The 11,524-nt window shown below is 57.7% G+C and carries 6 protein-coding genes; 2 read left to right on the forward strand and 4 right to left on the reverse strand.

What is annotated here, in order from left to right; translation table 11 throughout:
- Positions 1 to 4: 4 nt before the first annotated feature.
- The gene (locus tag AD948_RS04635; RefSeq protein ID WP_061470927.1) at positions 5 to 451 is read right to left on the reverse strand and encodes a DNA polymerase III subunit chi; all 447 of its coding nucleotides are present in this window, start codon (positions 449 to 451) and stop codon (positions 5 to 7) included.
- Between the two features lie 312 nt (positions 452 to 763).
- Between AD948_RS04635 and AD948_RS04640 the strand changes: the two genes are divergently transcribed.
- The gene (locus AD948_RS04640) at positions 764 to 1,621 is read left to right on the forward strand and encodes an aldo/keto reductase (protein WP_061470928.1); all 858 of its coding nucleotides are present in this window, start codon (positions 764 to 766) and stop codon (positions 1,619 to 1,621) included.
- A 170-nt stretch (positions 1,622 to 1,791) separates the two neighbouring features.
- On the opposite strand, the gene AD948_RS04645 is transcribed toward AD948_RS04640, so the two are convergent.
- From AD948_RS04645 to hrpB, 3 genes are all read right to left on the reverse strand, one after another.
- Positions 1,792 to 4,890, reverse strand: a complete 3,099-nt coding sequence (locus AD948_RS04645; RefSeq protein ID WP_061470929.1) for a TonB-dependent receptor plug domain-containing protein — start codon at positions 4,888 to 4,890, stop codon at positions 1,792 to 1,794.
- Positions 4,891 to 5,380: 490 nt separating this feature from the next.
- On the reverse strand, positions 5,381 to 6,484 hold the full coding sequence (locus AD948_RS04650) for a S1C family serine protease (protein ID WP_061470930.1): 1,104 nt from the start codon (positions 6,482 to 6,484) through the stop codon (positions 5,381 to 5,383).
- A 130-nt stretch (positions 6,485 to 6,614) separates the two neighbouring features.
- On the reverse strand, positions 6,615 to 9,182 hold the full coding sequence (gene hrpB, locus AD948_RS04655) for an ATP-dependent helicase HrpB (protein ID WP_061470931.1): 2,568 nt from the start codon (positions 9,180 to 9,182) through the stop codon (positions 6,615 to 6,617).
- A 164-nt stretch (positions 9,183 to 9,346) separates the two neighbouring features.
- Between hrpB and AD948_RS04660 the strand changes: the two genes are divergently transcribed.
- The gene (locus tag AD948_RS04660; RefSeq protein ID WP_248845916.1) at positions 9,347 to 11,506 is read left to right on the forward strand and encodes a TonB-dependent siderophore receptor; all 2,160 of its coding nucleotides are present in this window, start codon (positions 9,347 to 9,349) and stop codon (positions 11,504 to 11,506) included.
- Positions 11,507 to 11,524 lie beyond the last annotated feature (18 nt).

Here is an 11,524-nt window from a genome sequence, read left to right on the forward strand (position 1 = left end):
TTTCTCAGCGCGCCCGTTTCCAGCCTTTGTCTTCCTGCCGCCAATAGGCCAGTTCATGCCCGGCGGCTTTCAGGCTGGACCAGCGGGCGCGGGCTGCGGCCACGGCGTCTTCATCATGACCGTCGAACAGATCAAAAATCCGGTCAAAGCGGGCGCAGTCCTCACAGGCGCGGCTTTCCAGCAGAAACAGGAAAGGGGCGTTGTTCGGGGTATCGTCTTCCAATGTCAGCCAGATGGGCTGGCGCTCCGGCAAAAGCACTCCCGCGCTGCCATGGGGGAGCCATGTGGGGGAGGAGACTTTCCAAAGGGCTTTATCCACATCATCCAGCGTGGCTTTGCTGGCGCACCACACGGCGGCTTTCTGGCCGCTGGCCAGTGTGCGGGACAGAAGCTGCGGCAGGGCTTCTGTCACACTGGTGCGGGTAAGGTGGTAAAAGCCGATCTGCGTCATGATCCCGGGTGTCCTGTGCTCTGGCGGGCGGAGTATAGCAATCTTGCTGATGGACAGAAGGGGGGACGGTGTTTTGCGCCCTGCGTGAAAGGCCCGGTTTCTCCCATGTGTGACAGACATGCGAGCGTCCCTGTGGGGAACGATCTTTTTCCGTATGCGCTGGCATAGCATGAAATGACTGATGGCGTGCGCAGACCATAGCCCTCAAACCCGGGGAGCAGCCCCTGCACGAGACCGGTTGAACGGCCGTATGGGGGTGCCGGGAAGAGGGATGATCTGCGCACGCCGTGTGAACAAGGAAGATGAGACACCATGCAAAAGACCGTCACGCTGGCCGATGGCACTGTTTTGCCTGCACTGGGAATGGGCACCTGGAACATGGGGGAAGGAGATGCAGACAAAAGGCGGGCGGAAATGGCCAGCCTTCAGTATGGCATAGATGCCGGGCTGAAGCTGGTTGATACCGCTGAAATGTATGGAAGTGGTCGCTCGGAAAGCTTGGTAGGGGAGGCTCTTTACCGCGAGCGTGACAAGGTTTTTCTGGTGACAAAAGTGCTGCCCTCCAATGCGTCGGAAGAAGGAGTGGCCAAGGCCTGTCGCAATTCCCTCCGCCGCTTGGGGACGGACTGGATTGATCTTTACCTGCTTCATTGGCGGGGTGGCGTGCCGCTTGAAGAAACGGTGCAGGGGTTTCGCAAGCTCAAGAAGGAAGGGCTGATCCGGAACTGGGGTGTTTCAAACTTTGATGTGGAAGACATTCTGGAACTGGAAAACTATGTGCAGCCCGGTGAGTGCCAGGTGAACCAGATTTTATACAGTCTGGAACATCGCGGTGTTGAATATGACCTGCTGGATGCTGATCGGTACCGCAATATTGTGACAATGGCTTACTCACCCATCGGGCAGGGTGGAGCCTTGTTGCAGAACAAGACGCTTCAGGCGGTAGCCAAGCGGCATAAGACCTCAACGGGCCCGGCAACAGCCGCACAGATTGCTCTGGCATGGGTGCTGCGGCAGCGGAACATGATTGCCATCCCCAAGGCTGGGTCTATCGACCATCTGAAGCAAAATATTGCCGCGCAGGAAATCACGTTGAACGATGCCGATCTGGCTGAACTGGACCGTGCATTTGCACCGCCGGAAAAGAAAGTTTCTCTTGAAATGATCTGAGAAAAACGAAAACCAGTCACCCTTGTCTGCGCAGATAGTGGCCCAGACAGGGAACTGGCATTTGTAAGCCTGACCGCCAGTGATAAGCACGACAGTTCTTGCAGGGGCCGATTTGAAAAAAAGCCTGGTTAAACCAATAAAGAGCGGTTTAACCAGGCGATGTTGGTTGCTCAGAGCGTGACGTTCACACCGAACTGGAAGGAGCGGACGACAACCCCTTTCTGAGACCAGGAAGAGTTGTAAAGGTAAGAGCCGTACGTTCCGAAATCATACGGAGAGCGGAACCCGAGCAGGTTGTAAACCGTGGCATAAAGACGCCATTTCTGATTGATGTTGTAGCTGACATTCAGGTCAACATCCCACCAGTTGCGAATATGGCACTGTGTGGTGGGGGCAGCGGAACTGCCCACCAGCAGATTGGCGCTATCCGCGCAGCTGCGGGTGCCGGGGCCGTTGGTGTCTTCAGCAACGTTCTTGTAGCCGCTGGTGTAATATACGGTTGGCGTAACAGACAGGTTTTTCCAGATAAACGTGTTGGACCAGTTGGCACGCCAGCGTGGTGTGCCGGAAGCCGCAACCGCGTTATAGGGGGCCAATGTGCCCGCCCAGTGCTGTACCTGCCCATCAGCCATGGTCAGGTTGAAGGAGCGCACAAAAGTTGCCTGCCCTATACTGATCAGTCGGACATCATGCAGGATGCCGGGCAGACGGGTATTGGCGTGAATCTTCATGTCAACACCATCTGTTACCAGACTTCTGGTGTTCACATAACCAAGATTCACCATGTAGGGGCGGACCTGCCCTGTTGGGTTCTGGGCATCCACCAGGTCTGGTGTCACGCTTACGCCGCTGGGGAGTGCGGCATCTCCGCCTGCAAGCCAGGCGTTGGCAATGGTGGAGGCACCAAGCGGATTAGCTGCGATGTAGCGGTTCTTTTTGATGTAGTAGTAGCCAAAGGTCAGGTTCAGCCAGTTGGTCGGGCGGATGACGGCATCACCCGTGAAGTTGGTGGAAATTTCCGGCTTCAGGTTGGGGTTGCCAGCGGTGTTCTGCCCCAGAGAATACGCCTGAGCGTAGCTGTTGGGCGTGCCATTGGCGTTCAGATGCTGGTTGATGAAGTTCTGGTTGGTGATGTTGTATGTGGTGTACGCCACGTTCATACCGTTGGTTTCCGCAAAGCTGGGCACGCGGAACCCGCGGGAGAACGTGCCGCGCAGTGTGAACTGCCTGACAGGCGTGACGCTGAGCGAGGCTTTGGGAGAATAACGGCCAAAGCCTGCGCCCTGTGCGTAATGGTCATATCGGCCAGAGATGTCCGCAGTTACCATCTTGTGGAACGGTAGCCCCAGTTCCCAGTAACCGGCTTCTACCCAGCGGCTGCCTTGCGCGTTGAAAGGGTTGATGTAGCCCGTCCACTGGGCATCTGGGTTGTTGCGGTCATAGGGGTTTGCGCTTGGGTCATTCAGGGCTTCCCAACGGATATTGCCGCCAATGGCCAGATTGGCCATGCCGCCCGGTAAGTGGAACAGCCCTTTGGTAACATGCATGTCACCTGAATATTCCTGAGAGCGGGCGTTCATCACGTTCTTGGGGGCAATGGAGTTCAGAACGGCTTCACTGTTTTGGGAGGGATCAACAAAATTGTAGGTCCCGTTCAGGATGGCGTTCTTTATTCCCGCAATGGTTGGTACGCCGGTAATGGTCTGCTGGAGCATGGTGTTCATGCCCGTAAAATTGACATCCCAGTTCCAGTCAGACCCCCAATGAGACGCTGCTGAGCCAGTGTAGCGCAGGGCCCCGCGAAAGTTCTGGCTGTACTCATTTGTGGTGGGCATCAGATCGCCAAATTTGTAGTAAATCTGGGCTTCTTGCCCCTGTGCCGCAAACGGGTTGTTGGGGTTCAATTCCCCATTTGGTAGGTAAACTGGCAGAGGAGTGCTGTATGTATCAGCATTGCGGGACTGAGAATATGCACGGGCGTTATACGGTGTTCCCGTAAACTGGGAGAGTGCCTGTGAGTAGGTGAACATCGCAGTGAACTGAGAGCGCGGGGTAACATCCACGGTCAGGTGAGCCGTAGCGCTGATACGCCGCAGCGAAGGGGAAACCTGATAATAATCCTTGGCAAGATTTTGCGAACACGCCTGGCTGGTGCCGGAAGCCCCCGCCACGGAGCCTGTCACGACGGAGCCGTATTTGCCGCAGCCTGCGGCCTGATTGAGAAGCTGCCACGCACCCGTGCCGCCATCGCTACCGTCACTGGGGCGTACAAGGGCTACGGGCGTTGCCGCAAAGTTGGAAATACCGCCCGCACCGTCTGAGACGTTGGTGATGCCGTTGATGCCGCCCAGGCCAGAAAGATCACTGGTGTTGTAAGGATAATTCAACTGCCGGTTATAGATGGCGTCGTCCTGCTGGTATTCGGAGTTGACGTAGAAATTGTAGCCATCCTTGTGCAGATCACCCACGCCATAGGTTGCGTACAGTTTCTGGTGCCCGCCATAGCCGCCCTGTGTCAGGCCGCCTTCAGCGTTTCCTTCAAACCCTTTGATTTCCTTGCGCGTAACATAGTTGATGACCCCGGCCACAGCATCCGCACCGTAGAGGGAGGAGCCTGCGTCTTCCATGGTGTCCACTGTTTCCATAATGGAAGAGGGCATCCAGTTGGTATCAACAAAGTTCCGCTCTCCATCATCAGAAAGCGGATAGTAGGACAGGCGCATGCCGTCCATCAGCACCAGGGTTGAGTCGGTTGAAAGGCCACGCAGGGAAGGGGCGGAGGCCCCGCTTGCAAACGCGCCGTTGGCCGAAAAGGAGTTGGTGAGTGTACCCGACCCGTTGGAGGAGAGGGACTGCAAGGCATCCGTCACGTTGGCAAAACCACGGCGCTGCATATCCAGGCGGGAAATACGTGTGATGGGCGACATGCTTTTCAGGTTCGGGTCCCGAAACAGCGAGCCCACAACAGTCACGTTTTCCTGTTCTGGTTCTGGTGCCTTGATGGATTTTGCTTTTGCAATGGTTGCGCGCGCATTGTTCGGGGCGGCAGGTGTGGCTGGCTTGGGTGTGGCTTTTGCCTTGGTGGCGGCACGGGCTTTTTTGCTTGGTGCAGGCTGGGCTGTAGAAGCGGCAGGGGCAGCCGTGCTGGCCGTTTGGGCGTAAGAAGCTGAAGAAAAGACAAAGCTGCTCATGGCTGAAACAGTCAGCAGGATTAGCTTTTTATTATAGAGACCACGGGGGGGCTCGTGGCTCAGAGGGTACACGCCCATATAGTCTGTCTCCCGAGCTTGTAGCGGGTTTACGTTACGTTATTGAGTTGTTTTTCTTCGCGCATCAGAACAGAGCGTATAATATTGAGGAGAGGGAATACTGTATGCTTCCTGTCCAGAGGAAAGTATGACTTTGCGGAAGGACGGAAGACGCGAAAAAGTTCTCAGGCAATACCTGCCTGCTCCATATAAAGTACATTCAGTTTTGATGTGCAACGTTCTGAAATTTAGGAAGAGATCAGCCATTCAGTCAACACACGTTAGGTATGCAGAAAGATAAAAGCTGCACCCTGTTGCAAAGATGAAACAGGGCGCCTTGATCGTGCCCTCTTTGTGTCAGGGTTGAATCAAAAGAGATCTGTGATGAAATCTAGATGAATAGAACAGCAATTTTTGAGATTTTGAGCGCGCGAAAATTGCCTCGACATGTGTGCAGAGGGTTATGGGACCAGATTTTTTTGACCATTTGGTAAAAGCGGGAAGAGGCGACTCAGTCTTCCGAGCGTGGGCGGCGGCCAATATGCACTGTCAGCACCACCGGCTGGTTTTTACGCTGTACGGTAACCTGAAGGTCACTGTTAGGGCGGGCAGCGGCAATGGCGCGAATCATGCTGCGGGCCGTATCCATATGTTCGCCCGCCATGGCGGTAATGATGTCACCTTTTTTCAAACCCCCATGTGCGGCGGGGCCGTTGCGGTCCACTTCTGCCACCAAGGCGCCGTTATGGGTGATGATGTCCTCCAGCGTGGCGCCAAGCCAGCCCCGGTCAAGGTGGCCATCATGCCAGAGCGAGTTGACAATGGGGATGACAATTTCGGACGGAATGGAAAATCCAAGCCCTACGGAGCCTCCGGTCGGGGAGACAATGGCGGTATTCAGCGCAATCACCTGCCCGGCCAGATTGAAGGTGGGGCCGCCGGAGTTGCCGGGGTTGATGGGCGCATCAAGCTGAAGGAAATCATCAAATGGCCCGGTGCCGATGTCCCGCCCGCGTGCGGAGACAATGCCCGCCGTAACGGATGAGCCCAGACCGAAGGGGTTGCCGGCTGCAACAATCCAGTCCCCCACCTGCACAAGGCGGCTGTCACCCCACTGCACGTAAGGCAGGGGGGAGTTGCTTTGAATCTTGATGACGGCAATGTCCGTCAGGGTATCAATACCAAGAAGCTGGGCGGTGTATTCCTTGCCGTCCACAAGGGCGACGGTGATTTTGTCTGCATCTTCCACCACATGCCCGTTGGTGACGATTACGCCGGATGGGTCAAGGATAAAGCCTGAACCCGCGCCCAGCACTTCATCGCCATGCTTGCGCATCCGTTCACGGAAGCGGCGTTCTAACGGTGTGCCTTTTACGGCTGAAGGCAGTTTTTTTCGTTTGTCAGAATCGGAATCCCGCGTGACGGCAATATTGACAACCGCAGGCACAACCTTGCGCACCAAGGGCGCAAAGGAAGTGGGGCCGGGCGGGGCGACCAACGGGACTGCAGGTGCAAAGGTGGGCAGAGGTTGCGCCTGGGCAGTGCCTGCTATGCTCGGTATTGCGGGCAGGCAGGTGGCAGCAAGAACAGGCAGGCTGCGCAGGAGTGTCTTCATCGTGCCGTGGTCAGGTTTCCAATCATGGTTACTTCTGCCCTTGTTTCCTGCTCTGACGCAATGGTGATGTGTTCTTGTTGTAACAAAACCGCATGAAATGTCATGAAAACATCACTCGTCACTGGCAGCATTATCGCTTTGGTGTGCGTGGTTTTGCGGGGGCAAGGGCCGGGTTTTCGGGCCATTCGTGCCGGGGGTAGCGGCCGCGCATATCGCGCCGCATGTCTGCCCATCCCCTTTGCCAGAACCCGGCTAGATCCGCCGTGATGGCCTGAGGCCTGCCTGCGGGAGAAAGCAACGCCAGACGCAGCGGCACACGTCCACCCGCAAGTTGGGGTGTTTTGTCCGTGCCGTAGAACACCTGCGCCCGTGCCTCGGCTACCGGAACGGGCTGAGTGTAATCCACCTTGGCTGAGCCCCCGGGAAAAGGCAGGCTTGCGGGCAGGTGGGTATCCAGCCAATGAGTGCGGGCGTAACCCAGATGGTTGCGGAGCAGGGTGGTCAGGTCCAGCCCTTTGAGGTCCGTGAGGGAAGAAAGTCCTTCCAGCCAAGGCGCCAGCCAATCCTCCATGCTTGTAGCCAGTGCGCTGGCTGAAAATTCCGGCCAGTCTTCTTCCACCCCGTGCGTGCCGCCGGGCAGGGTGCGCGCCCATTCCACGCGGGCTTGAAGCTGGCGTGCGGAATCATTCCATTCAAGTGCGGTTTCGGGGGATGCCTTGGCTTGGGCTAGCAACAGCGCGCTGGCGTCTCCGCTCTGCACCTTTTCCGTGCGGTCCCGCAGGACAAGGCAGCCAATACGGGTGCGGCGACGTGCGAGAATATTGCCCGATACGGAATCAAGCGAAGTTTCAACCTGTTCCTTCGTGCGGTCCAGCAAGGCCGACGGCAATGCGTTGAGGTCGAGTGGCGCGGCCATCCGGATTTCGGCTGAAGTGCGCAGGTGCAGACTGGCCACCGCCAGCAGCTTTTTCTCTGCCAAAGTGTCATCACGGCGCAGGCGGGCATTGGTCCCGCTGGAAAGCCGGAAAGTGCCGGCCTCCCCGCGCGAGAGGGCAATGCGATCAGGAAAGCCTGCGGCCAGCAGGGCGGCTGGGTCTCCGCCCGCCGGGTGTCGGGCTTTCAACCCAAGCCGCAGGCGGAAGCGGGCGGCTGCCTGCCGAATGCGGGCCAATGCGCCCCGGTCTGCATCGGGGTGATCTCCACCTGCTATCAGGTCCAGGCGCAGAGAAATATCAGCCGGAGGAATGGGCGGAGGGCCAGCACGGCCAGCAGCACGGGGGCGCAGTGGGTCACGCTCTTCAAGCAGGGCGGCAAGGTCAGCAGCCAGCGCGGCTTCTTCTTCTGTATTGGCCGCCAGCATCATGGCGGCCAGACGCGGGTGCGTGCCCAAAGCGGCCATATTGCGCCCAAGTTTTGTAATTTTACCGGCGTCATCCAGTGCGCCGAGCATGGTCAAGAGCTCCCGCGCTGCCGCTACGGCGCTGCCGGGAGGTTGATCTGGCAGAGGGAGGGGGGCGTCATTTTCCCCCACGCTATCGGCCCACAGCGCTGTTGCCAGCACAAAATCCGCCAGATCGGCTTCCAGAATTTCCGGGCGATCATGTTGGGGCAGACCGCGCTCTGTGGCAGTTGTCCATAAACAGATAGCGGTGCCGGGGGCTTCTCGCCCCGCGCGGCCTGCGCGCTGACGGGCCGCAGCTTTGGAAATGCGCACCGTTTCAAGGCGGGACAGCCCGGCCCCGGCGTCAAAGCGCGGTGCCCGTCTGAAACCGCCGTCAATAACCACACGCACGCCCGGAACGGTCAGAGATGTTTCAGCAATGGAGGTGGCCAGAATCACGCGCCGTTCTCCTTCCGCGCCGGGGCGCAGCACGCGGGCCTGTTCGGCTGGGGGGAGTTCGCCATGCAGGGGCAGAACGGTGGCTGCGCAGCCATCCAGAAGCTGCATGGTGCGCCGGATTTCGCCCGTGCCGGGCAGAAAAACCAGAATATCGCCTTCCGTGTCCGCCAGCGCCTGCCGCACGGCGGCGGCGGTCACGTTTGTCAGATCACGTATGTGGGGAATATCGCGCTTGGCGTGCTGCACCGTCAGGGGGAACATGCGTCCCTCACTGGTGAGCACCGGTGCATTCATCAGGGCGGCCAGCCGTTCCGTTTCCGCTGTGGCGGACATGGCGACAAGACGCAGATCTGGCCGCAATGTACGTTGCAGATCCAGGCAGAAGGCAAGGGCGAGGTCTGCTTCCAAAGACCGTTCATGCACTTCATCCACGATCACGCAGGCCACATTTTCCAGCATGGGGTCACCCAGCAGGCGACGCAGGAACAAGCCTTCCGTAAGCACTTCAATGCGGGTGCGGGCGGATATGGCGGCATCCAGCCGAGTGCGATAGCCCACAAAGCCGCCGACCTCTTCACCCATCAGCGCGGCAATGCGTTGCGCTGCGGCGCGGGCCGCAAGCCTGCGTGGTTCCAGCATGATGATGCGATCTGCCTCAGCCCGCCACGGAGCCTGCGCCAGAACCGGCGGCACGGTTGTGGTTTTACCCGCCCCCGGAGGCGCCACCAGAATGGCGGAGGGAGGATGCGTGTCAGACGGTTCCCGCGTGAGGGCGGCGTAAAGGCCCGGCAGCGCTTCCTGCACGGGAAGGCCATCAGCCAGAGAAAAGAGATCCTGAGAGTGAGGTGACGTTGGCATAGCCGCTTTATGACGCTCCACCGCGAGGGCGGCAATGTTTGCACGGCACGAAGTGGGGACGGAGTGAGGAGAAAAAATCGGAGCAAGACGTGTTGTTGTTGCTATTTGTCACAAAAATGTTATATGAGAATAATTCTCATTCACTAAAAGAAAGCAGGGGCACGGTGGCACTCAAACGGTCGGCGGCACAGACGGCACAACAGGAGAGGCAGAAACTGACGGCGCGCAAGGCGTGCCATTATGGTGTTTTTCTGTGGAGTATGGCCACTGGCCTGCCTGTTATGGCGGCACAGGCGGCCGATACGGATGAAGACGCCAAAAAGAAAAGCCAGGAGCAAACCGCCGAGAGCGACGTGCCCAACAGTGTGGAAAATCTGGTGGTGCAGGGGGAGCGGCACAAAAACGCCACAACGGATGGCACCGGTAGTTACGTTGTAAAAGCCGTTTCCATGGGCAAGATGCTGTTGCGTCTGGATGATATTCCGCAGTCGGTTTCCGTTCTCAGCCGTCAGCAGATGCGTGACCAGAACCTGAATACTGTGGATGATGCGCTCAAGCAGGTGCCGGGCGTGAATGTGAACCTGTATGGTGATGGCACTGCAGGGATAACGGCACGCGGTTATACGCTGACCCCTCAGTTTGATGGCGTGCCCTCAACAGGTGGCTTGCAAATAAGCCAGCAGTTTGATGTGGCAATTTATGATCGGCTTGAAGTTCTGCGTGGCCCCAACGGCATGTTTCAGGGATCAGCCCCTCCCGGCGGCAGTGTGAATTTTGTACGCAAGCGTCCGCTTGATCATTTTAAGGCGCAAGGTTCTTTTAGTGGTGGGTCATGGAACAACCTCCATGCCGATGCAGATGTGACAGGCCCCCTGACGGCGTCAAAGCGTGTCACGGGCCGGTTGGTTCTGGCGGGCACGGATCGTGACTATTTCTATCAGAAAGCGCATGACCGGCGCTGGACCGCGTATGCGGATATTGATGTGCATGAGACTGACCATACCACCGTGTCTCTGGTGGCGATGGGGCAGAAAAACGATACCACCCGCTTTATGGGCCTGCCCCGTGCTGCGGATGGCAGTGATCTGCATCTGAGCCGGAACAGTTTTGTGGGGGCGGACTGGGGGCGCACCAGTTCTCCCATGTACGAACTGGGCGGCGAACTTGAACACCGCTTTGGCGGAGGCTGGCGCGCCCGGCTGAGTGGCCGCCACCGGATGACAGATAATCCCCTGCATTACACCTATCTGAGCAGTGCCGTCACGGCACAGAAGCGCGGTAACTTTGTTGTCGCCAACTCGTTAATTCAGGATCAGTATGACGGTGCGGACCTGTATTTTACCGGCCCCGTACGTGTGCTGCACCATAAGATAGATCTGCTGATTGGCGGCAATTATGATTCTGATCTGACGGTGGACGGTGGCGCAACGCGATCATGGCGGACGGATACATCTCTGGCAGGACTGGATATTTTCTCGCCTGCCATTTCAAGCACGATCCAGCCGGATATCACGACCAAGTATCGGGAGCCGACAAAGCAGGGCGGTGTGTACGGATCAGCCCGTATTCATCTGTTGCCGTCGCTAGAGTTGCTGATGGGCGGTCGGCTTAGTTTTTACGAGTATAAGTATAAAAATATCTCGCAAAACACGCCTTATGTTATCAGTCAGAAAAACAACGCGGTGCCAACGCCGTATCTGGGGCTGGTGTGGCATTTTGTGCCCAACCTTACCGCCTATGTCAGCTTTACGGATACGTTTTCACCCCAGTCTGCCTATAGCCTGTCCGGGCGTTTGAAGCCCGTGCTGGGGCAGCAGATTGAAGGAGGGCTGAAAGGGAATTTCTTCCACCGCAACCTGAATGTGACCGTTGCCGGGTATCGGGTGGTTGAGCGGAATAAGGCGATTGAAGACGGTGATCAGGATCCCATTTGCGGTCGTTCTGGTACCAGCACCTGTTACAGGGCCGCAGGCAAGGTGCGCAGTCAGGGGGCGGAAGTGGAAATGATAGGCCGCCTGCTGCCGGGGTGGGATATCAATGCCAGCTACACCTACAATGATAACGTTATTCTGAAAGACAGCACGGCCTCTCTGGTCGGGCAGGCTTATACCCCCAACTCACCCAAGCATCTGTTCAAACTCTGGACCCATTATCGTTTTGCCCCGCCGGAGGCAACGCGCAATGTGTGGAGCGTTGGTGGCGGCCTGACGGCGCAAAGTGGCACTTTTGGAACCTCCCGCACGGTGACACAGGGGAGCTACGTTGTTGCCAATGCGCAGATTGGCTATCAGCTTCGGCCTGATACCAATTTGTTTTGGCTGTGACTCAGGGGGGGTACACAT

Origin of the sequence: Acetobacter senegalensis, from assembly GCF_001580995.1 — a bacterium.
Classification (GTDB): Bacteria; Pseudomonadota; Alphaproteobacteria; order Acetobacterales; family Acetobacteraceae; genus Acetobacter; species Acetobacter senegalensis.

Bases quoted from the DNA above. Each gene is read 5' to 3' on its own strand.
- hrpB (WP_061470931.1), bottom strand. From the start codon at position 9,182: ATGCCAACGTCACCTCACTCTCAGGATCTCTTTTCTCTGGCTGATGGC.
- AD948_RS04645 (WP_061470929.1), bottom strand. From the start codon at position 4,890: ATGGGCGTGTACCCTCTGAGCCACGAGCCCCCCCGTGGTCTCTATAAT.
- AD948_RS04650 (WP_061470930.1), bottom strand. From the start codon at position 6,484: ATGAAGACACTCCTGCGCAGCCTGCCTGTTCTTGCTGCCACCTGCCTG.
- AD948_RS04635 (WP_061470927.1), bottom strand. From the start codon at position 451: ATGACGCAGATCGGCTTTTACCACCTTACCCGCACCAGTGTGACAGAA.
- AD948_RS04640 (WP_061470928.1), top strand. From the start codon at position 764: ATGCAAAAGACCGTCACGCTGGCCGATGGCACTGTTTTGCCTGCACTG.